Source organism: Kitasatospora sp. NPDC001119, assembly GCF_053598475.1.
The window spans coordinates 312,164-332,555 of record NZ_JBSFKI010000001.1 but is presented as its reverse complement, the minus strand read 5'-3'; the positions used below and the strand labels follow the sequence as shown (position 1 = coordinate 332,555).

The window sequence follows — 20,392 nt, the reverse complement described above, 5'->3', positions numbered from 1 at the left end:
GCGGTCCGGGGCGGTGGAACGGCTGACGGCCTACGGTTGATGGCTGACAGATAACAGCTGACAGATTTCGAAATCTGTCAGCTGTTCGCCCCCGGCCGTCGACGGCCACTTCGGCGCGTCCACGCCCGCGGCCTTCGGGCCACTTCGACCGGCGGGACCGGTGAGCCGACCGGTGGAGTTGGGCATGGTCATCGAGTGCGGTGATGCGTTGTAAGGTGAGCCTCACCTTAATCGATCATGCGGAATCGATCTCGGGAGTGCCCATGGTTCCCGGAACACCCCTGCCCGTAGCACCCTGCGCGTCCTCCGCGCTGGTCGCCGACTACCGGCGGCTGCGGGGGCTCTGCCCGGTGCTGGAGCTGCGCCTGCTCGACGTCGCCGAGCCCGCCCCGGGCGCCGCCGACGGCTGGCACTCCGGAGCCGAACTCGCCACTGACGAACGGGCGCTGGCCGCCGTCCTGGCGGGTGCGGAGGCCCGCATCGCCGACGAGCACGGCCGCGCCCCGCGACCGCACGTCACCGCCTCCCGGCTGCTCCACCACTACGTCTGGTCGGCCTGCCTGCTGATCGCCGGCCCCTGGCACCTCGCCCGCCGGGTCCCGATCGTCGACCCGGCCGACCTCTGGCTGCACGCCCCCACCGGCGCGCTCGCCCTGCGCCCGCGCGGGTACGTCACCCTCCCCGGCGACGACGAACTGCGCGCCGAGCTGCGGGCCACCGTGGTCGCGCACCTCGGACCGGTGCTCGCCGCGTTCGCCGGTCCCACCCGGCGCCGCGACCGGGCGCTCTGGGGCATGGTGACGGACGATCTGGCCTCCGCCCTCTGGTACCTGGGGCGGATGCTCGGCGAGGAGGGTGTCGCCGTCGCCGCCGCAGGGGAGGGCGCCGCCGTCGCGGTCGCCGAGGAGGACGCCGCCGTCGCCGCCGCCGAGGCCGTCCTGCCCGGCGGCACCCTGCCGCTCCCCGGCGGCGCCGACTTCCGCCGCCTGCACACCCCCGACGGGCGCGCCCACCACACCCGCACCCGGCTCGCCTGCTGCCTCTACTACGCGGTCGGGCCCGCGGCCACCGCCTGTCTGACCTGCCCGAGGACCTCCGACGAGGAGCGGCTGCGGCGGCTCTGACGGTCCGTCCACAGCCGGGCCGCGCAGCCTGGTTCGCTGTCAGTGGCATCGGCTATGGTCGCCGACATGATCGATTCCACCACGCGGGTCCGGATCGCCCGCCCCTCGCGCGACATCGCGGCGGCCGAGCGCTTCTACGTCGACGCCCTCGGCCTCGCCGTGCAGTGGCGCAGCACCGAGCGGGTGTCCGGCGAGCACGACCTGCTGATGGTCGGTCCGCCCGGCGGCAGTTGGCACTTCGAGCTGACGCACGACCCGGAGCGGCCGCTGGAGCCCACCCCGACGGTGGACGACCTGTTCGTCGTCTACCTCGGCGCCCCGGTGGACGAGGCACTGGTCGCCCGGCTGGAGGAGGCCGGCGGCACCCGGGTCGCGTCCCACAACCCGTACTGGGACGAGCACGGCGTGACGATAGCCGACCCGGACGGCTACCGGCTGGTGCTCTGCTCCCGCACCTGGGGGGCCTGAGCCCCCGGCTCCCGGGGCGCCCGGCCGGCCGTACCCGTTCCGATCCCCTCGCGCTCCGCGGGGCCGGGCGCACGTCCTCCGGCCCCGCCGGGCAGCACCGCCACGCCCCGGTCCAGGTCCACGCCGAAGTGCGGCGGCGCCCCGGCCTGTTCGTCGTCCCGGAGCACGAGCTGCTCCCGCTTCTGCTCGACCTGCACCTGCTTGCCCGGGCTGAACAGCGCGTGCAGCTCCTCCAGCCCGCCGGCACCCGTCCCCACCCCGGGCCCGCGCCGCCGCGGCCGCGACGAGGACTCGTCCTGGACCTGCCACACCGCCAGCAGCACCAGCCCCAGCACCGCCGCGACCGTCGCCGCCACACCCACGATCCACCCCATGCCCGCTCAACGCGCGCACGGGGCCACGGCGTTCCCCCGGGCGCACACGTGGGCGCGCCGCGGGTACGTCGCGGATTCGACGCGGGTTCGACGCGGCCGCACTGTGGCGCAAAGCGCACGGGCGGGCGGCGGGTCCACCGGATACGCTGCCGGACGAATCGGAAGGAGCACCCTCACCATGCTCGTGCGCGGAACCCTCGTGGACATCCCGACGGCGGACGGCACCGCCGACGCCTACCTCGCCCACCCCGACGACGGCCGGGCCCACCCGGGCGTCATCCTCTTCACGGACGCCTTCGGCCTCCGGCCGCACGTGGAGGGCATGGCCGACCGGCTGGCCGCGGCCGGGTACGCCGTACTCGCCCCCAACCTCTTCTACCGCGCCGGCCGCGCGCCGGTCTTCGACCTGCCGGAGCGCATCGACCTGGAGCAGGCCGACGAACTCTTCGGCCGGATCTTCCCGCTGATCGAAACGCTCACCCCGGACGCGAACTCCCGCGACGCGGACGCGTACCTGCGCTGGCTCGCCGAGTCCCCGCTGGTCCAGGACGGCCCGGTCGGCCTGACCGGCTACTGCTTCGGGGCCATGCTGGCGCTGCGCGCCGCCGCCAGCCACCCGGACCGGATCGCCGTCGCGGCCGGGTTCCACGGCGGCAGGCTCGCCACCGACAGCCCGGACAGCCCGCACCTGGGCGCCGACCGGATCACCGCGGAGCTGTACTTCGGCCACGCGGACGAGGACCCGTCGCTGCCGCCCGAGCAGATCGACCGGCTCGCCGCGGCCCTCACCGCCGCCGGTGTCCGGTACCGGGCGGAGGTCTACGCCGGCGCCCCGCACGGCTACACCCAGGCCGACACCAACCGCTACGACGCGGTGGCGGCCGAGCGGCACTGGGAGGCGCTGCTCGGGCTGCTGAAGCGGGCCCTGCCTGCCTGAGGGGCCGTCGGAGAACTGTCCGGGGCCGGTCTGAGGATTGCCTGAGACCGGTCCCGGACAGGTCTGAGGACTGCCCGAGGCCGCTCGCAGGCCGGTCGGAACCAGGCCCGGGGGAAACGGGGCCGAACGAGGGATCCAGGGGGACGGCACATGAACACCAGTCAGGGCACGCGGGGAAAGCCCGCCGGGCCGGGTCTGCGGAGCGTCCAGGAGGCCGTCGCCCGGGCGCTCGGCGAGCACCTGCCCGGCGGCGTGCGCACCGGCGAACTGGACCGGGACGGACGGGCGTTGCGCTGGGTGGAGGCCGGCCGGGGCGGCGCCGTGCCGGTGGTCCTGATCGCGGGCGCCGGGACGTCGGCGCTCACCTGGTCGGCCGTCCTGCCCGAACTCGCCCGGTACGGGAGGGTCGTGGCGTACGACCGGGCCGGGCTGGGGGCCAGCGAGCCCGAGCGGTCCACCGTCCCGACGCTGAACGGCCAGCTCGCCGACCTGGCCGCCCTCGTGCGGCACCTGGACGCGGGCCCGGCCCTCCTGGTCGGGCACAGCTGGGGCGGCCAGCTGGCCCAACTCCTCGCCTGGCAGCGGCCGGAGCTGGTGGCCGGGCAGGTGCTCGTGGATCCGGCGCACGAGGATTTCCAGCCGCGGTCCATCCAGGTCGCCGAGGCCGTGCTGAACCGGCTCCGGCTGTACCGGACGGCGCTGTCGCCGACCTCGCCCGAACCGGAGGAGCCGCTCGCCCGGGCCGAGGCGGCCGTGATCGCGCACCGGCACCAGCGGCGTGCCCTCCTCGCCGAACTGGGGCTGACCGCCGCCGCCGTCCCCGAGATCCGTCGTCGCCGGGCCGGGGCTCCGCCGACCGAGGCGCCGCTGGCCGTCCTGAGCGCGACCCGGGGGCTGCCCAGGGCGATGCGCGTCCGCTGGACCGCCCTGCAGGCGGGTGTCGCGAGGAGCGCCGTCCGGGGGACGCACGGCACGGTGCTCGGCGCCGGTCACGCCATCCAGGCCGACCGGCCCCACGCGGTCGTCTCGGCCGTCCGGGAAGTCTCGGACCGTGCTCGATATTTCCTCAAGGACTGACAACTCGCGCCCAATTCCTTTTCGGACCTGCACGACTGAGTCCACGACACCCTCTGGCACACTGTGTGCCGACGACCCGCGGGGGTGGGGTCATGACACGGGGGAGCAGGGGTATGAGCGGCGCGGGCACCGTGCTCGGCGGGCGGTACGAGCTGGTCGAGAAGATCGGCGGCGGCGCCATGGGCTCGGTCTGGAAGGCCGAGGACACCGTGCTGGCGCGCAGGGTCGCGGTCAAGATCCTGCGCTCGGAGCTGCTGGAGGACGACACCTCCGCCCAGCGCTTCCGCCGCGAGGCCCAGCTGGTCGCCGCGGTCGACCACCCCGGTGTGGTGGGCGTCCACGACTACGGCGAGAGCGGCGGGGACGGCGAGGAGCGCTGCGCCTACATCGTCATGGAGCTGATCGACGGCCGTCCGCTGGACCGGGTGCTCAAGGACACCGGACCGATGGGCGTCGAGCGCACCCTCGACCTGGTGGCCGGAGCCCTGGACGCGCTGCACGCCGCGCACCAGCGGGAGATCGTCCACCGGGACATCAAGCCGTCCAACCTGATGGTGCGTTCGGACGGCCGGGTGGCCATCACCGACTTCGGCATCGCCCGGGCGCTCGCCAGCACCAAGCTCACCGCCCCGTTCGCGATCATCGGCACCGCGCTCTACATGTCCCCGGAGCAGGCCGAGGGCGTGAACCTCGGACCGGCCACCGACCTGTACTCGATCGGCGTGGTCTGCTACGAACTGCTGGTCGGCGAGCCGCCGTACTCCGGTGACGGGCCGCTCCAGATCGCGCTCAAGCACGTCAACCAGCCGGTGCCGGAACTGCCGGACACCTTTCCGGCGCCGGTACGGGCACTGGTCGCCCGGGCGCTCGCCAAGAAGCCCGAGGAGCGGTACGCGGACGCGGCGGAGATGGCGAGGGCGGTCCGGGCGGCGCTCGCGGGAGAGGGCTTCGCCGGCGGCGGGCAGACGCCGGGGAAGGCCGGCGCGGCCGACAGCGGGACCCTTCCGCTCCGGCCCGGTGCGGGCCCGGCGGCCGAGGGCGGTGCGGTCTCGGGCGGTGCGGTCCCGGGTGGTGCGGGCCCGGCCGCCGAGGGCGGTGCCGCGGAGCCCGCGAAGGGCGGTGCGGCGGGGCCGGCCCAGGGCGGTGCGGCCGTGGCGCTGGTCAAGGGCGGGGCGGTGGTGGTGCCCGCCGCGGGCGGCGCCCCGGCACCGGACGAGGTGGCGAGGGTGGAGCCGCAGGCGCAGACCGAACCCGGTCGGCGGCGGTCCCGGCGCACCCTGCTGGTGCCCGTCGTCATCCCCGTGGTCATCTCGATGGGCACGGCGACCGTCCTGCTGGTCGACCGCGGGGCCGGCGGCACCGACGCGGCCCAGTCGCCCGGCGCCCAGCCGACCGTGGTGGTCACCGCCCCCGTGACCCCGGGCACCGCGACCTCGGCGCCCGCGACCACTACCGCGCCGACCACCCCGGCGCCGACCGACACCCCGGCGGCCACCCCGGGCCCCGACCAGCCGGCGCCCGGCGCCGCCCAGAACCAGCCGCAGGTCCCGGTCCCCCCGGTTCCGGCCACCGGTGGTCAGGGCGGCAGCGGCGGTTCGGGCGCCTCGGCCGGTTCGGGCGGCGCCCGGACCGGTGGTACGGGCGCGGCCGCCGGCGGGGCGTCGTCGGCCGGTCAGGGGAGCCAGCCCGGCGGCGGCAACCCGCCCAACCCGCCCGCCAACCAGAACCCGCAGCCTCCGGCCCAGAGCGCCAACGGCGGGACCACCAGCGTCCCGCAGAGCCCGCCCCGGCCCGCGTCCTGCGGCGGCACCAGCTGGAGCACCATCGTCAGCGCGAAGGACGGCCGCGCGATCGGGATGCGCGACGACAACCTGAACGGCGACAACCCGATCGTCGTCGGCGGTCACGCGCAGTACGGCTGGGTGCGCTCGACCAACCCCGGCATGTGGATCCTGTTCAACGCCTGCAACAACGGCGGCCCGCAGCTGGTCCAGACGATGGACGGGAAGGTCGTGCTGAGCAACGGCCTCAGCTTCCTCACCAACTGGACGATGCGCACCGGCAGTTCGGCCGGCTCGTACACGCTGGGCGACTACCAGAACCAGTCCTGCATGACCAACAACGGCCCCGGCAGCGCCGTCACCATGGTCTCCTGCACCCCCGGCAACGCCGCCCAGGAGTGGCGGCTGCAGTAGGGGCCCGCCCGAGGCATGAGAATTCGCGGCGCGGGGTGCGCGAGCGGCCTGTGAGGCTGCCGGTGGCCACCATCACCGCCCCGTGAAGGAGGAGCCGTGGGCTCCAGCGCAGCCGTGCCGTCGCTTCCCTCTGCTGCCGTCCCCCGACTCGCGCGCAGGGAGGTGGTCCTGCGGTCCGGGCGGTGACGGTCGGCTGACTAGCAGACGACCTCCCGGTGTTCAAGGGGGTCGGGGTGGCGGGACCTCGCCACCGGCGTGTCAAGGAACCGTATGGAGTCTTCTACACACATGTAAAAGTCGATCGACGGCCGGCCGGGCCCGCTCGTCGGGTCGGCGTGCGGCGGGCGGCGGGTGGATTCCCGTAGGTGCAGGCGACCGGGCGTCGTTCGGGTCGGAGCCCTTGGCGGGATGTGGCGAATTGCCCGGGTTCGTCTGCTGATTGGAGGCTCTTTACCCGATGGCGGGACCTGGCCAATTGCTGAGCAAGACCTGTCAATTCACCTGCTGGATTGTCATGCTTCTGGTCATCCCCCAGCGGTAGCCCCACCCCCACCCATCGGTGGCGAACCGCTCGACTGCACGGGGTTCCCGCACGTCAGTGCCCGTCCCGCCCCACAGGTGCCGACCCGGCCCCCCGGGACGCGGTGCGACCGCGCCCAGACGCGGATTCCCGGAAGGACTCGTACGTGAAGCGTAAGCTCGCGGCCGTCGCCGTACTCTCGGCCACGGCCCTGTTGACCGGTGTGATCCAGGTGAGCACCGCCGCCCAGGCCGCTCCCACCCCCTCGCTGCAGGCCCAGGCCGCCCAGCAGCACGCGACCGCGCTCAAGCTGGCGGCCGGTCAGGCCGGCCCGCTGGCCAAGGCGCTCAAGCTCGGCGACAAGGAGCAGCTGGTCGCCAAGGACGCCGCGGTGGACAAGGACGGCACCCGCCACCTGCGCTTCGAGCGCACCTACGCCGGCCTGCCGGTGATCGGTGGCGACCTGGTCGTCCACCAGAAGGCCGACGGCTCGGTGAAGTCGGTCGACAAGGCGGTCTCCGCCCGGATCGCGTTGCCGAACACGACCCCGAAGATCGCCGCCGACCAGGCCGCCACGCAGGTCACCGCGGGGGTCAAGGCCACCATCGGGGCGCGCGCCGACGCCGACGAGTCGCCGCTCACCGAGGTCCACCAGGCCGGCAAGGCCGAGCTGGTGGTCTGGGCCACCGACGGCAACCCGCGCCTGGCGTACCGCACCACGGTCGAGGGCCAGCGCGCCGACGGCACCCCGAGCCGCCAGATCCTGGTGACCGACGCGGCCGACGGCCGGGTCCTCGCCACCCACGAGACGATCGAGACCGCGGCCGGCACCGGCAACGGCATCTTCGTCGGCCAGGTCCCGCTGGCCACCACCCAGAGCGGCTCGAACTACCAGCTGAAGGACGCCGGTCGCGGCGGCCAGTCCACCAGCGACCTCAACAACGGCACCGACGGCACCGGCTCGCTGTTCACCAACACCAGCAACAGCTTCGGTGACGGCACCGTCAACAACCGCGAATCCGCCGCCGTGGACGCCCAGTTCGGTGCCGCCACCACCTGGGACTTCTACAAGAGCACCTTCGGCCGCAACGGCATCCGCAACGACGGCGTCGGCGCCCTGAGCCGGGTGCACTACGGCTCCAACTACGTCAACGCCTTCTGGGACGACAGCTGCTTCTGCATGTCGTACGGCGACGGCAGCAACAACACCGCACCGCTCACCGAGATCGACGTGGCCGGCCACGAGATGAGCCACGGCGTGACCGCGGCCACCGCGAACCTCAACTACGCGGGCGAGTCCGGCGGCCTCAACGAGGCGACCTCGGACATCATGGGCACGATGGTCGAGTGGTACGCCAACCTGCCCTCCAACCCGCCGAACTACTGGATCGGCGAGCTGATCAACCTCAACGGCAACGGTACGCCGCTGCGGTACATGGACCAGCCGAGCAAGGACGGCGGCTCGGCGGACTACTGGGACGCGAACGTCGGCAACCTGGACGTGCACTACTCGTCCGGGGTGGCGAACCACTTCTTCTACCTGCTGTCCGAGGGCAGCGGCGCGAAGACGATCAACGGGTTCAGCTACAACAGCCCGACGTACGACAACTCCACGCTCGCGGGCATCGGCCGGGACAAGGCCGCGCAGATCTGGTACCGCGCGCTGACCACGTACTTCACCTCCACCACCGACTACGCGGGCGCCCGTGCGGGCACCCTCAGCGCGGCGGCGGACCTGTACGGGTCGGGCAGCGCGGAGTACAACGCGGTCGCCGCCACCTGGACGGCCGTCAACGTCAACTGACCAGGCTCCGGGAAGACTTCGGGCATGAGTCCAGCCCGGAGCTGAACCGGGCCCGGGCCTGAACCCATCAGGCCCGGGCCCGGGGAGGTGTGGAGGGCCCCGCCGGGCCGTGGGTGCCGGCCGGCGGGGGAGTACGGCGGGGGCGACGGTGAGCGGACCACCGTCGCCCCCGCTGTGTGACGCCTGACGATACGTCAATTTTCCTTTCCGTGCAGCTTCCGTGGCGATTCGTGGCGCACGCGAGGGTGGACAGCAGGGCGCGGGGCCCTGGTAGCACCTCCGGCGGGCCCCCGTACACCCAGAAAACTCGACCATCGCGGCGGTAGCGGACAACCCCCGGTAACGGCAGTGCACTTGGTTCCGGGGCGAAGCTCCGGATCCGTAGCGTCCTCGGCATGACGCTACTGACACGAACCCCGCCGAGCGCCGTCCGACGGCGCGGCCTGCTGGTCTACCTGGTGCTCGCCTACGCCGGGATGTGGGCGGCGATGACCCCGCTGCTCGCCGCGGGCTACCAGCGCACCGACGCCCGGGAGGGGGTCGGCGCGCTGGAGCAGATCTGCATCGCGGCCGCCATGCTGGCCCCGGCACTGGCGGCGCTGCTGGTGGTCCGCCTCGTCGAACGGGGCGGCGGGGTACGGGAGTCGCTGGCGCTGCGCTGGCCGCGGCCCCGGGCCCGCGCGGTCCGGGCCTGCCTGCTGCCGCTCGGGGTGCTCGGCGGGCTGACGGCCGCGACGCTGGCACTCGGCGCGCTGGCGGGCAGCTACCCGTTCGCCGGCTTCGGCTCGCTGGACGCGGGGCGGATCGGAACGTGGGCGGTCCAGGGCCTGATCGGGATGGTGCTCTCGCTGCCGCTGTTCTTCGGCGAGGAGATCGGCTGGCAGGGCTTCCTCTTCTCCCGGCTGCTGCTGCTCGGCCGGCGAGCGGGCGGGGGTGAGGGCGCCGGTGGCAGGGTGGTGCTGGTCCGGGCCTACCTGCTCGCGGGGACGGCCTTCGCGCTCTGGCACCTGCCGACGCTGCTGATGGGCGGCCAGTACCCGGGACGGCCGTGGTACCTGGCGGTGCCCGCGCTGACGGTCAGCTGTGTGCTCGTCCTGCCGGTCTTCACCTGGCTGAGGCTGCGCTCGGGGTCGGTGGTCCCGGCGGTGCTGGCGCACGCCTTCACGAGCAGCATGAGCGTGTCGATGGTCCGGGAGTTCGCGGACCCGGACGCCGAGCTGGACCCGCTCACGATGTCGCTGGCGGGCTGGCCCGGCTGGGTCGTCCTCGGCGGGTTCGGGGCCTTCCTCGCCTTCACCGGGCGACTGCGGCCGGGCCGGTACGGGCAGGGGTGACGCGCGCCGTGGCGGGCGGCGGATGACGGGTGACGGATTTCAGATAACAGATTTCATCATCTGTTATCTGTTATCTGTTATCTGAAATCTGTTATCTGTCAGCTGTCGGCTGTTCGCTGTCACCCGTCGTCCGTCACCCGCCCGCCGGTGCCATGTCCTTGCGGATCTCGTCCAGGATCAGCCCGGCCCCGGTGTAGCCGATGCCGAGCATCCACAGGTTGTCGTCCACCCGGAACACCCGCCCGTTGCGCACGGCGTCCAGGTTCTTCCAGAGCGCCCCCTCGGTGATCTTCCCCTGGTCGGACTTGGCCGCGTCCCCGTACACCGCGTAGAAGATGACGTCGGCCGCGGCCTGGTCCACCTGTTCGGGGCTGATCTCCATCGAGAAACCGGGCTTGTCCTGGTTGGCGGGCCGCCCGAGCCCCAGATCCTTGAACAGCGAGCCGACGAAGGTGTCGTTCAGGTAGAGCCTGGTCGGCGCACCCGCCAGGAAGCGGGCCATCTCGACCCGGGTGGCCGCCGCCCTGGCCGGTCCGCCGAGCGCGGTGACCAGGTCCCGCAGCTTCGCCCGGTACGCCGCGTCCGCCGCGTCGGCCTCGGCCTGCCGGCCCAGCGCCTCGGCGTGCAGCCGGACGTTCTCCTTCCAGGTCGGCCCGGTGGTCTTGGAGAGCACCGTCGGCGCGATCTTCGACAGTTCGTCGTACCGCTTGTCGTCGCGGACCTGGTTGCTCAGGATGAGGTCCGGCCGCAGTGCCGCGATCGTCTCCAGGCTGGGCTGGCCGATGGCCCCGACGGGCTTCGTCCCGGACAGCCGCTCGGCGGGCAGGTAGGCGGGGAACGGGGCGCCCGCGGTGACGGTGGTGGCGCCGACCGGGCTGAGGCCGAGGGTGACCACCGAGTCCAGCGCGTCGGTGTCCAGGGCCACCACCCGGCTCGCCCGGGCCGGCACGGTGCTCTCGCCGCGCGCGTGCCGGACCGTCCGGGTGCCGCCGGAGCCGGCCGAACCACCACCGGACGAACCGGAGTCGGACGAACCGGAGCCCGACGAACCACCACCGGACGAACTGCCGCCCGGCGCCGGGGAGTCGGACCCGCACGCGGCGAGCGCGAGCCCCGGGGCGAGCCCGGCGGCGAGGCCGAGAGCGGCGCGGCGGCTGAGCGGTCGGGCCATCGGCGGCACCTCCAACGTACGGGCAGGGCGCGGGAATCCCTGCCCGCGCAGCGGCCCGGTTACGCCTCGGAACCGTTCTCCCGTCGCTGGCGCAGGAGTTCGAGGTACTCGACGTGCACCCGCCGGTCCATGGCGAGGGCGAACTGGGCGTCCGCGACCGTGCGCGCCAGCGGTCGCACCCGCAGGATGCGCTCGGTGAGCCGGGCCGCCTCGCCGGGCGGCAGCGGGGTGTCAGCGGCCAGCGCGCTGAGCAGGTGCTCGCCGACCACCTCGATGAAGATCTCGGCGATGGCGTCCACGTGCTCCCGGGTGCGCCGACTGGCGTCCAGTACCGCCGAGAGCGGCACCCCCTCCGCCACCAGCTCGGTGGTGGCGTCCATCAGCCGGCGGCTGACGTGGGTGATGCCGTCCTCCTCGACGGTGATGTAGCCCTGGGCGATCGACTCGGCGGTGTTCTCCTCGGTCAGCTGGTCGCCGAAGGCGGTCTTGAGCTCGTCCCAGTCCAGGCGCACCGGGGTCTCGTCGGACCACGGCGCGACGATCGCCGCCTCCAGTCCGATCAGTTCGGCGACGTCCCGTCCGCTCTCGCCGGCGCCGATCAGCTCGGCGATGCCGCCCAGGGTGTGGCCGCGTTCGAGCAGTTCGCCGATCATCCGCAGCCGGGCCAGGTGCTCCTCGCCGTACCAGGCGATGCGGCCCTCCTTGCGGGGCGGCTGAAGCAGTTTGCGCTCGCGGTAGAAGCGCAGGGTGCGGGTGGTGATGCCGGCGGCCTCGGCCAGTTCCTCCACCCGGTACTCGCGTTTTCTGTCGCCCGCAGCAGCTCTGACCTTGTCCACGGCGATCAGCATAGGTCCGTCGGCTCGGAAGGTTCCCCGAACCGGAGCGGTCGCGCTTCTTCCATCCGGTGTCAGCAAGGGCTACCCTGCCAACCATGCCAGTGATTACTGGCGCGATTGGCGGGGTTCCGGAGGCGGGCCCCGGGAGGATCCGGAGACGGGCCCCAGGAGGTTCCGGGGCGCGCTCGCCGGGAGAGCGCGACGATCACCGTCCCACCCTCAGGAGGTTGCCGCATGGCATCCAGCAGCAAGCGCCCCCGCTCCGGCGCGTCCGCAGCGACCGACACCACCGCGGCGCAGGAGTCCGTCCCGCACGTCCGGGTGGCGGTGATCGGCTCCGGCTTCGGCGGACTCGGCGCCGCGGTCCGACTGCGCCGTGCCGGGATCACCGACTTCGTGGTCCTGGAGCGGGCGGACTCGGTCGGCGGCACCTGGCGCGACAACAGCTACCCCGGCTGCGCCTGCGACGTGCCCTCGCACCTCTACTCCTTCTCCTTCGCGCCCAACCCCGACTGGCCGCGCAGCTTCTCCGGCCAGCCGGACATCCGCGCCTACCTGGAGAAGGTCGCCACCGTCTTCGGCCTCCGCCCCCACCTGCGCTTCAACACCGAGGTGCTGGAAGCCCGTTGGGACAGCGAGCAGACCCGCTGGCGGATCACCACCTCGGCCGGCCAGTGGACGGTCGACGCCATCGTCTCCGCAGCCGGACCGCTCGCCGACCCGCAGATCCCCGACCTGCCCGGGCTGGGCGACTTCCCCGGCAAGGTGTTCCACTCCTCCCGCTGGGACCACGACTTCGACCTGACCGGCAAGCGCGTCGCGATGGTCGGCACCGGCGCCTCCGCCGCTCAGATCATCCCGTCGATCCAGCCCAGGGTCGGCAGGCTGACGGTCTTCCAGCGCACCCCGGCCTGGGTGCTGCCGCGCCGCGACCGCGAGATCAGCCAGCTGGAGAAGTGGCTGCACGGCCGCCTGCCGGTCACCGCGAAGATCCGCCGCGGCACCCTGTTCGCCCTCCGCGAGCTCCAGGTGGACGCGTTCGTGCGCCGCCCCGGACTGCTGCGCCTGGTCCAGCAGCTCGCCGAACGCCACATCGCCCAGGGGGTCCCCGACCCGGCGCTGCGGGCCAGGCTCACCCCGGACTACCGGATCGGCTGCAAGCGCATCCTGCTCAGCAACACCTACTACCCGGCGCTCGCCGCGGCCAACACCGAGGTCGTCTCCTCCGGCCTGCGCGAACTGCGCGGCTCCACGCTGGTCGCGGCCGACGGCAGCGAGCACGAGGTGGACGCCATCGTCTTCGGCACCGGCTTCCACGTCACCGACATGCCCATCGGCGCCCGGGTGTTCGGCGCCAACGGGACCAGCCTGGCGGAGGAGTGGAAGGACGGCATGGAGGCGCTGCGCGGCTCGACCGTGCACGGCTTCCCGAACCTCTTCTTCGTCATCGGGCCCAACACCGGCCTCGGCAACAGCTCGATGATCCTGATGATCGAGTCCCAACTGAACTACATGATCGACGCGTTGACCACGCTCGACTCGATCGGCGCCGCCGCGATGCAGCCCACCGCGCGCGCCCAGCGGCAGTGGAACCTCGAACTCCAGCACCGGATGGACCGCACCGTCTGGACCACCGGCGGCTGCCTCAGCTGGTACCTCGACCCGAGCGGCAGGAACACCGTGCTCTGGCCCGGCTCCACCACCTCGTTCCGCCGGGCCACCCGAAGGGTCGACCTGGGCGAGTACGAGCTGATCATGCGCGCCGCACCGGCGGCCGCCCGCACCGTCCAGGAGGTCTCCGCGTGAACGGCGTCCGGCTGCCCGAGGAGTACGAACCTCCCGTTCCCGTGGAGGAGTTGAGCGTACGGTCGGCGGACGGCATCCGGCTGCACGTCGAGGTGCACGGCCGGCTCGACGCGCCCACCGTGGTGCTCGCCCACGGCTGGACCTGTTCGACCGCCTTCTGGGCCCCGGTGATCCGCCTGCTGGCCGACCGCTACCGGGTGGTGGCCTACGACCAGCGCGGCCACGGGCGCAGCGAGATCCCGCCGAGCCGGGCCCGCTACTCGACCAGGGCGCTGGCCGAGGACCTGTCCGCCGTGCTCGCGCGGACCGTGCCGGCGGGCGAGCGGGCCGTGCTCGCCGGGCACAGCATGGGCGGGATGACGATCATGGCCGCCGGTGGCCGCCCCGAGGTCGCCGAGCGCACCGCCGCGGCCGTCCTGATCTCCACCGGGCCGGGCGACCTGGTGGCCGAACTCACCGTCCTGCCACCGGCCGTACGCGCCCGGGGCCTGCGACGCTTCCTGCACCGGCAGCTGCTGCGCTCCCGGATGCCGCTCGGACCGGTCTCGCCGGTCAGCCGGGCGGCGCTCAAGTACGCGACCATGGGCGCCGGTTCGCCCGCCGGCCAGGTCGAGGCGACGGCCCGGATCGTGCACGCCTGCCCGACCGCCGTCCGCGCCAACTGGGCCGCGGTCCTCGACCGGCTGGACGTCCACGCCGGGCTCGCCCGGATCGCCGTGCCCACGGCGGTGGTGGTCGGCACCGACGACCGGCTGACCCCGCCGGTGCACGCGCACCGGATGGTCGCCGAACTCCAGGACGCGCAGGGGCTGTTGCTGCTGCCCGGGGTCGGGCACATGTCGCCGCTGGAGCGCCCGGCGGAGGTCGCCGCGGAGATCCACCGGATGGCCTCCGGGTACCTGACGGCCGCGCCCGCCGGCGCCGTTCCCGCTTCCCTTCCCGCTTCCGCTTCCACCGACGAGAGGACCGCCGTCGCATGAACGCCATCCTGCCGTTGTCCGAGCAGGTCGTCGTCGTCACCGGGGCTGCGCGTGGCGTCGGCGCGTCGCTGGCCCGCAAGCTCGCCCGGCGCGGGGCCAAGGTGGCCCTGCTGGGGCTGGAGCCGGAGGAGCTGAAGGCCGTCGCCGCGCAGTGCGGCCCGTCCGCGACCAGTTGGGAGGTGGACGTCACCGACCTCGACGCGCTGGAGGACACCGCCCGGCGGATCAAGGAGCACTACGGGCGGGTCGACACCGTCGTCGCCAATGCCGGGATCGCCCTCGGCGGGCCGCTGGCCGACAGTGACCACCGGGCGTTCAGCCGGGTCATCGAGGTCAACCTGCTCGGCAGCGTGGCCACCGCCAGGGCCTTCCTGCCTGCGCTCGCCGAGAGCCGCGGGTACCTGCTCCAGATCGCCTCGCTCGCCGCGCTGACCCCCGCGCCGCTGATGAGCGCGTACTGCGCCAGCAAGTCCGGGGTGGAGGCCTTCGCCCACTCGATCCGCGCCGAGGTGGCCTACCAGGGGGTCAAGGTCGGTGTCGGGTACCTGAGTTGGACCGACACGGACATGGTGCGCGGGGCCGACGAGGACGCCGTGCTGAAGCAGATGCGCTCCCGGCTGCCGTGGCCGGCGAACAAGACGTATCCGCTGGAGCCCGCGGTGGACCGGATCGTCGCCGGGATCGCCCGCCGGTCCGCCCACGTCTACGCCCAGGCCTGGCTGCGCGGGATGCAGCCGGTCCGCTGGCTGCTGCCGAGCCTGATCGCGGTGGTCGGCTCCCGGGACGTGGCCCGGCTCGCCCCCCAGCTCGCCGCCACCGCCGCCACTCGCCTGCGCGCCGTCGGCGCCGGGGGCGCGGCGGACGACCGACGGCGGACAGTCGACAGCTGACGGATGACAGGCGACGGATAACAGCTGACAGATAACAGATTTCGAAATCTGTCAGCTGTCAGCTGTTCGTCGTTCGCCGTCACCCGCCCCCGCCGCGATCCCCGCCAGCGTCTCCAGCGCCCGCGCCAGCACCGGCAGCGGCGGCGAGGCGAGCCCGACCCGGACGGCGGCGGGCGAGCGCCGGGGATCGACGGCGAAGGCCGCCGCGGGCGTGACCGAGATCCCGGCCCGCGCCGCCTCCGCGACGAAGGTCTCCGCCCGTCGGCCGGTCGGCAGCTCCCACCACAGGTAGTACGAGCACGGGTCGGACCGCAGCCGCTGCCCCGCCAGCACCTCGCGCGCCAGCAGCTGCCGGGCCGTCGCGTCGGCCCGCTTCGCCGCCTCCACCGTGGCCAGTGTGCCGTCCCCGATCCAGCGCACCGCCGCCTCCAGCGCGAAGCCGCCCGGCGTCCACCCGCCCGAGCGCAGTGCGCCCGCCACCCTTTCGCGCAGCGTCGCCGGGACGACCGCGAACCCGGTGGTCAGCCCCGGGGCGAGCCGCTTGGAGAGGCTGTCCACGAGTACGGTGCGCTCCGGTGCGAGCGCGGCCAGCGGCACCGACTCCGGCCGCAGGAAGGACCAGACGGCGTCCTCGACCACCGGCAGGTCGAGCCGCCGCAGCAGCGCCACGAGCGCCACCACCCGCTCCTGCGGCAGGCTCGCGCCGAGCGGGTTCTGCAGGCGCGGCTGGATGTACACCGCGCGCAGCGGTCCGGCCCGGTGGGCGGCCGCCACGGCGTCCGGCAGCAGCCCGTACTCGTCCACGGCCAGCGGCACCAGCACGATGCCCAGCCGCTCCGCCGCCGCCTTGACCACCGGATAGGTCAGCTCCTCCACGCCCAGCCGCTGTCCGGGCGGCACCAGCGCGGACAGGGCCCCGGCGATGGCCTGCCGCCCGTTGCCGGCGAACAGCAGGTCCTCCGCCGCGACCTCCCAGGAGCCGGCCGACACCAGTCCGGCGAACGCCCGCCGTGCCGCGCCCGTCCCGGCCGCGCCGACCGGCCGCAGCGCCTCGCCCAGCGCGTCCGGCCGCAGCAGCGGCGCCAGTGCGCCCGCCAGCAGTTCGGCCTGCCCGGCGACGTCGGGGTAGTTGAGCTCCAGGTCCACGGGGGCGGCGGCCGGCTCCGCGAGTGCCACCCGGGTGCCGTCCGGTGCCCGCCCGGCCCGGACGAAGGTCCCGCGCCCGACCTCCCCGACGGTCAGCCCGCGCCGGGCCAGTTCCCGGTAGACGCGCCCCGCCGTCGAGTTGGCGATGCCCCGGCCGCGGGCGAACGCCCGTTGGGTAGGCAGCTGTTGGCCGGGCCGCAGTCGTCCGTCCGCGATCTCGGCGGCGATCCGGTCGGCGATCAGGCGGTAGTCGTCCATCGGCGTTCGCTCCTCCAGGGCCTCGGGCGCTGGATTGCACCGAGGGCAAAGTCATCATTGCATTGACCCGATGAGCCGTCCTAGCCTCCTCGCATGGACGCGTTGACATCCGCCGTGGACGGCCGGGCCCTGCTCGGGATCGCCGCCGTGGCCCTGGGCATGGTGCTGTCGCCCGGGCCGAACATGATCTACCTGGTCTCGCGCTCGATCGCGCAGGGCCGCCGCGCCGGGCTGATCTCGCTGACCGGGGTCGCGGCCGGCTTCCTGGTCTACCTGGTCGCGGTGACGGCGGGGGTGGCCGCGGTGTTCTCGGTGGTGCCCGCCCTCTACACCGCGATCAAGCTGGCCGGTGCCGGGTACCTGCTCTGGCTGGCCTGGAAGGCGGTCAAGCCGGGCGGCACGGCGGTCTTCGCCCCGCAGCAGCTGCCGCCGGACCCGCCGCGCCGGCTGTTCGCGATGGGCTTCCTGACCTGCCTGCTCAACCCCAAGATCGCCATCATGTACATCTCGCTGTTGCCCCAGTTCGTGGCCCCGGAACGCGGTCACGTCGCCCTGCAGAGCCTGCTGCTGGGCCTGACCCAGATCGCGATAGCGATCACCGTCAACGGCCTGATCGCGGTGAGCGCGGGCAGCATCGCGGCCTTCCTCAACCGCCGCCCCGGCTGGCTGCGGATCCAGCGCTACGTGATGGGCACCGTCCTCGCGGGCCTCGCCGTGCACATCGCCGCCGACCGCGCCAAGGCCGTGGCGGTTTAGGGCGTCTCCTCGCCGGCTAGAGCCGGCTGGCGACCCGCAGTGCCTCGTACCCCGCCTGGACGAACCGTCCGTTCAGCGCCGGAGCGGTGTTGGCCACCGCCGCGACGGCCGCCGAACGCTCCGGCGAGAAGCCCACGAAGGCGGTGAACCCCCGGGTGCCCCCGCTGTGGAAGAAGAGGTCCCGGTCGCCCGAGCGGCGGTGCATCCAGACCAGGCCGATCCGGTCGGTCGAGTGCGGCAACCGCAGCCGCAGCCGCCGGACGTCCTGCAGGGCGGCCTTCAGCCCGCTGCCCGGGCCCGCCGCCGGCCCGTCGTCCAGGTGTGCGCGGAGGTAGCGCAGCAGATCGGTCCCGTCGGACCGCACCGCGCCGGCTCCGGGCAGCCCGGGGATGTGCCAGGGCGGGAGCGCCTGTCCGCGCCGGTAGCCGGTGGCCCGGCCCGGCGGGTCCGGGGCGCAGGTCGTGGACCGCAGCCCCAGGGGGCCGCAGACCCGGTCGACGAGCAGTTCCCCGTACGGCAGCCCGCCCGTCTCGGCGAGCACCCGGCCGAGCAGTCCGACTCCGTAGTTGGAGTACCCGTACCTGCTACCGGGATGTCCATGTACGGTCGTTCGGGCCAGTGCGTCCCTCAACTGTTCGTCGCCGTACGTCTGGTACGGGTTGCTGAACCAGGCCGGGACGGCCTTCGCGAGCAGTCCCGGGGGCAGTCCGGGAAGGCCCGAGGTGTGGGTGGCCAGGTGCAGCAGCCGGATGGGTTCCGGTGAGTGGACCTTCGCGGCGCGCCAGCGGCGCGGCAGCCTGCTCTCGACCGGGTCGTCCAGGGCGAGTTCACCGCGGGCGACCATCTCCGCGAGCAGCAGTGCGGTGAACGTCTTGCTGACGGAGCCGAGTTCGAAGACGGTGTCGGGGGTGCAGGGCGCGGCGGCCGGTCCGCGGTGGACCCGCCCGAAGCAGCGCACCTCCGCCAGGTCGCCGCGGGCCAGGGCGACGGTCACGGCGGTGGCGTAGGGCTCGGCCGCCCGCACCACCGCCGTGACCGCGGCGTCCAACCCGTTCAAGGGGCCACCGGCGTGCCGCCGAGGGCCCGGGAGAGCGCGACGTTGGCGGCCACCACCCCGACCACCGCGGTGTGGCAGTGCTGGCGGAAGTCCTCCTCCGGGTCCTCGTTGTCGGGTGCGGAGCCCTCGCACTTGATCATCCCGTCCGTCTGCTGGGCCGCGGCCAGCGCCTCCCAGCCGGTCCGGCCGGTGACCGGTTCGCCGATGCAGGAGTCCACGATGAGCAGTTCGCCCGCGAGGTCCCACTGCTCGATCTCCAGCCAGATGTCGAGCCAGACCGGCAGCCAGTCGCGCAGGTAGTCGCGCATCGGCTCGGGCAGGCACTCGGGCCGGGCGCCCCAGTCGGTGAGGTGGAAGACGGTGTGGGTGACCTGGTAGGCGATCACCCAGGCGACGGTCCACGGCTCGGGGAGGGCGCCGAGCCAGGTGTTCCGGGCCAGCCGGGGCCAGTCCGGCTGCGGTTCGAGGCCGGAGATCCGCCGGGCGTTGGCGAGGGCGAGGTGGCGGCTGCCCTGGATCTCGACGGCGTGCACGGCGCGGAGTCGGCCGATCGAGGTGAGCAACTCCTCCATGGCGGCGTGGCGGTAGCCGGACCGGGCGAAGTGGCCGTACGTCTCCAGCGGGTCGACGAGGGTGACGTGCCGCAGCTGTCGTTCGAGCAGCAGGTCGCCCTCTCCCAGCTGGGCCCAGGCGGCTTCGAGGAGTTCCCGCGCGAGGCGGGCGTCGTGCGGGCCGGTGACGCCGTCGCGCAGGACCAGGGAGGAGGCCAACGCGGCTTCGCAGAGCGGCTTGTAGACGTCCTCCGGGTCGGCCAGGTCGACGATGGTGCTTTCCTCCAGCCGGCTGTAGCCGCGCTGGTAGCCGGCGTGCAGCCAGGCCAGTGACCGGGAGCCGAGCTGTTGGGCGGTGGCGAGCACCGAGGTTTCGGTCATTTCGGCGCTCCTTCCAACATGCGCTGGGCGATGGTGAGTTCGAGCACGGAGCGGGACGTCCCGTCGCCGGCCAGGCGGATCCGGTCCAGGACGGGTTCGATCTCCAGCCGGAGCGGCCGGCCGTCGGCCCGGGCCCAGGAGAGCCACCGGGCGAGCCGTACGGCGGTGGTGGGGTCGCGCCGGAGCATGCTGCGGACGGCGCCGCGGGCGAGGTGCAGGGTGTTCGCGCGGGCGGCGTCGTGCACCGGGCCGTCCAGCGTCGGCAGTGCCAGGGAGGACAGTTGGGCCATCCGCTTCGACCACGCCTGCCAGCCGACGGTCTCCGGGTCGGACAGTGGCGCGGGGGTCTTTACGGCCGCCCCGTACGGTGTGCGGGCGAGCAGTCCTCCGGCCGCCCAGTCCTGCCACCCGATCACCAGCGCGGCCTCCGCGGAGGAGGGGGTGGGTGCGGGGAAGGCCGTTCGTGCCTCGGCCAGCAGCGCGGCGGTGGTGTCGTCGGGCTGCGCGCCGGTGAGCAGTTGCGGTGCGAAGAGGTCCGCGCCGAGCACCCGGACTGCGGCCAGCAGCGGGCGGGGCACCACGGTGTCGGGGTCCGCGAGTGCGGCCGCACCCTCGCCGTCCCGGAGGACGGCGAGGGTCCGGTCCGCCACCCGCTCGACCGCCGCGGCGTACTCGTCACGGAGAGGGGTCTCGGCGGTTGGCATGGTGATCTGGTCCCCCTTCAGGA

At 73.7% G+C, this 20,392-nt stretch carries 18 protein-coding genes; 11 read left to right on the top strand and 7 right to left on the bottom strand.

Annotated features, from left to right (window positions below):
* Positions 1-263 precede the first annotated feature (263 nt).
* Both ACWDD9_RS01565 and ACWDD9_RS01560 read left to right on the top strand, forming a co-directional pair.
* Positions 264-1,124: a (2Fe-2S)-binding protein gene (locus ACWDD9_RS01565; RefSeq protein WP_449810523.1), complete on the top strand. Its 861-nt coding sequence runs from the start codon at positions 264-266 to the stop codon at positions 1,122-1,124.
* Between the two features lie 66 nt (positions 1,125-1,190).
* Complete coding sequence (locus tag ACWDD9_RS01560) at positions 1,191-1,592, top strand: VOC family protein (protein WP_074004433.1); 402 nt, start codon at positions 1,191-1,193, stop codon at positions 1,590-1,592.
* On the opposite strand, the gene ACWDD9_RS01555 is transcribed toward ACWDD9_RS01560, so the two are convergent.
* Positions 1,553-1,966 carry a DUF6191 domain-containing protein gene (locus tag ACWDD9_RS01555; protein WP_449810522.1) on the bottom strand — a complete coding sequence of 138 codons (414 nt, stop codon included), beginning with the start codon at positions 1,964-1,966 and terminating at the stop codon, positions 1,553-1,555. The genes ACWDD9_RS01560 and ACWDD9_RS01555 overlap by 40 nt on opposite strands.
* A gap of 178 nt (positions 1,967-2,144) precedes the next feature.
* On the opposite strand from ACWDD9_RS01555, the gene ACWDD9_RS01550 reads away from it, so the two are divergent.
* The 5 genes from ACWDD9_RS01550 to ACWDD9_RS01530 all read left to right on the top strand — a co-directional run bounded on the left by ACWDD9_RS01550 (position 2,145) and on the right by ACWDD9_RS01530 (position 9,833).
* Entirely contained in the window at positions 2,145-2,903 is a 759-nt protein-coding gene (locus ACWDD9_RS01550) for a dienelactone hydrolase family protein (RefSeq protein WP_074004258.1), read from the top strand.
* Positions 2,904-3,053: 150 nt separating this feature from the next.
* Positions 3,054-3,980: an alpha/beta fold hydrolase gene (locus tag ACWDD9_RS01545; protein WP_449810521.1), complete on the top strand. Its 927-nt coding sequence runs from the start codon at positions 3,054-3,056 to the stop codon at positions 3,978-3,980.
* Positions 3,981-4,093: 113 nt separating this feature from the next.
* Complete coding sequence (locus ACWDD9_RS01540; protein ID WP_449810520.1) at positions 4,094-6,175, top strand: serine/threonine-protein kinase; 2,082 nt, start codon at positions 4,094-4,096, stop codon at positions 6,173-6,175.
* 686 nt (positions 6,176-6,861) lie between these two features.
* Positions 6,862-8,499, top strand: coding sequence for a M4 family metallopeptidase (locus ACWDD9_RS01535; protein WP_449810519.1), 1,638 nt, complete (start codon positions 6,862-6,864; stop codon positions 8,497-8,499).
* Positions 8,500-8,894: 395 nt separating this feature from the next.
* Positions 8,895-9,833, top strand: coding sequence for a CPBP family intramembrane glutamic endopeptidase (locus ACWDD9_RS01530; protein ID WP_449810518.1), 939 nt, complete (start codon positions 8,895-8,897; stop codon positions 9,831-9,833).
* Between the two features lie 133 nt (positions 9,834-9,966).
* Here ACWDD9_RS01530 and ACWDD9_RS01525 read toward each other — a convergent pair whose 3' ends face one another.
* The gene (locus ACWDD9_RS01525) at positions 9,967-11,004 is read right to left on the bottom strand and encodes an ABC transporter substrate-binding protein (RefSeq protein ID WP_449810517.1); all 1,038 of its coding nucleotides are present in this window, start codon (positions 11,002-11,004) and stop codon (positions 9,967-9,969) included.
* Positions 11,005-11,063: 59 nt separating this feature from the next.
* Positions 11,064-11,852 (bottom strand): MerR family transcriptional regulator, encoded by a 789-nt coding sequence (locus tag ACWDD9_RS01520; protein WP_049650639.1) that lies wholly within the window; start codon positions 11,850-11,852, stop codon positions 11,064-11,066.
* A gap of 222 nt (positions 11,853-12,074) precedes the next feature.
* Here ACWDD9_RS01520 and ACWDD9_RS01515 point away from each other — a divergent pair, with 222 nt between their 5' ends.
* Genes ACWDD9_RS01515 through ACWDD9_RS01505 form a run of 3 tightly spaced genes read left to right on the top strand, consistent with a single transcriptional unit; the run spans position 12,075 to position 15,516 of the window.
* Positions 12,075-13,646: a flavin-containing monooxygenase gene (locus ACWDD9_RS01515; protein ID WP_449810516.1), complete on the top strand. Its 1,572-nt coding sequence runs from the start codon at positions 12,075-12,077 to the stop codon at positions 13,644-13,646.
* Positions 13,643-14,626, top strand: coding sequence for an alpha/beta fold hydrolase (locus ACWDD9_RS01510; protein ID WP_449810515.1), 984 nt, complete (start codon positions 13,643-13,645; stop codon positions 14,624-14,626). The genes ACWDD9_RS01515 and ACWDD9_RS01510 overlap by 4 nt, the downstream gene beginning before the upstream one ends.
* Entirely contained in the window at positions 14,623-15,516 is an 894-nt protein-coding gene (locus ACWDD9_RS01505) for an SDR family oxidoreductase (RefSeq protein ID WP_049650637.1), read from the top strand. The genes ACWDD9_RS01510 and ACWDD9_RS01505 overlap by 4 nt, the downstream gene beginning before the upstream one ends.
* A gap of 51 nt (positions 15,517-15,567) precedes the next feature.
* On the opposite strand, the gene ACWDD9_RS01500 is transcribed toward ACWDD9_RS01505, so the two are convergent.
* Positions 15,568-16,920: an aminotransferase-like domain-containing protein gene (locus ACWDD9_RS01500; protein ID WP_449810514.1), complete on the bottom strand. Its 1,353-nt coding sequence runs from the start codon at positions 16,918-16,920 to the stop codon at positions 15,568-15,570.
* A gap of 93 nt (positions 16,921-17,013) precedes the next feature.
* On the opposite strand from ACWDD9_RS01500, the gene ACWDD9_RS01495 reads away from it, so the two are divergent.
* Positions 17,014-17,676, top strand: a complete 663-nt coding sequence (locus ACWDD9_RS01495; protein ID WP_049650635.1) for a LysE family translocator — start codon at positions 17,014-17,016, stop codon at positions 17,674-17,676.
* 16 nt (positions 17,677-17,692) lie between these two features.
* On the opposite strand, the gene ACWDD9_RS01490 is transcribed toward ACWDD9_RS01495, so the two are convergent.
* Genes ACWDD9_RS01490 through ACWDD9_RS01480 form a run of 3 tightly spaced genes read right to left on the bottom strand, consistent with a single transcriptional unit; the run spans position 17,693 to position 20,369 of the window.
* Entirely contained in the window at positions 17,693-18,733 is a 1,041-nt protein-coding gene (locus ACWDD9_RS01490; RefSeq protein ID WP_449810513.1) for a serine hydrolase domain-containing protein, read from the bottom strand.
* Positions 18,730-19,665 (bottom strand): DUF6895 family protein, encoded by a 936-nt coding sequence (locus tag ACWDD9_RS01485; protein ID WP_449810512.1) that lies wholly within the window; start codon positions 19,663-19,665, stop codon positions 18,730-18,732. The genes ACWDD9_RS01490 and ACWDD9_RS01485 overlap by 4 nt, the downstream gene beginning before the upstream one ends.
* Positions 19,662-20,369: a hypothetical protein gene (locus tag ACWDD9_RS01480; protein ID WP_449810511.1), complete on the bottom strand. Its 708-nt coding sequence runs from the start codon at positions 20,367-20,369 to the stop codon at positions 19,662-19,664. Before ACWDD9_RS01480 ends, ACWDD9_RS01485 begins: the two co-directional genes overlap by 4 nt.
* Positions 20,370-20,392 lie beyond the last annotated feature (23 nt).

Coding starts and splice junctions, on each gene's coding strand:
- ACWDD9_RS01565 (WP_449810523.1), top strand. CDS start 264: ATGGTTCCCGGAACACCCCTGCCCGTAGCACCCTGCGCGTCCTCCGCG.
- ACWDD9_RS01560 (WP_074004433.1), top strand. CDS start 1,191: ATGATCGATTCCACCACGCGGGTCCGGATCGCCCGCCCCTCGCGCGAC.
- ACWDD9_RS01555 (WP_449810522.1), bottom strand. CDS start 1,966: ATGGGGTGGATCGTGGGTGTGGCGGCGACGGTCGCGGCGGTGCTGGGG.
- ACWDD9_RS01550 (WP_074004258.1), top strand. CDS start 2,145: ATGCTCGTGCGCGGAACCCTCGTGGACATCCCGACGGCGGACGGCACC.
- ACWDD9_RS01545 (WP_449810521.1), top strand. CDS start 3,054: ATGAACACCAGTCAGGGCACGCGGGGAAAGCCCGCCGGGCCGGGTCTG.
- ACWDD9_RS01540 (WP_449810520.1), top strand. CDS start 4,094: ATGAGCGGCGCGGGCACCGTGCTCGGCGGGCGGTACGAGCTGGTCGAG.
- ACWDD9_RS01530 (WP_449810518.1), top strand. CDS start 8,895: ATGACGCTACTGACACGAACCCCGCCGAGCGCCGTCCGACGGCGCGGC.
- ACWDD9_RS01525 (WP_449810517.1), bottom strand. CDS start 11,004: ATGGCCCGACCGCTCAGCCGCCGCGCCGCTCTCGGCCTCGCCGCCGGG.
- ACWDD9_RS01520 (WP_049650639.1), bottom strand. CDS start 11,852: ATGCTGATCGCCGTGGACAAGGTCAGAGCTGCTGCGGGCGACAGAAAA.
- ACWDD9_RS01515 (WP_449810516.1), top strand. CDS start 12,075: ATGGCATCCAGCAGCAAGCGCCCCCGCTCCGGCGCGTCCGCAGCGACC.
- ACWDD9_RS01505 (WP_049650637.1), top strand. CDS start 14,623: ATGAACGCCATCCTGCCGTTGTCCGAGCAGGTCGTCGTCGTCACCGGG.
- ACWDD9_RS01500 (WP_449810514.1), bottom strand. CDS start 16,920: ATGGACGACTACCGCCTGATCGCCGACCGGATCGCCGCCGAGATCGCG.
- ACWDD9_RS01495 (WP_049650635.1), top strand. CDS start 17,014: ATGGACGCGTTGACATCCGCCGTGGACGGCCGGGCCCTGCTCGGGATC.
- ACWDD9_RS01485 (WP_449810512.1), bottom strand. CDS start 19,665: ATGACCGAAACCTCGGTGCTCGCCACCGCCCAACAGCTCGGCTCCCGG.
- ACWDD9_RS01480 (WP_449810511.1), bottom strand. CDS start 20,369: ATGCCAACCGCCGAGACCCCTCTCCGTGACGAGTACGCCGCGGCGGTC.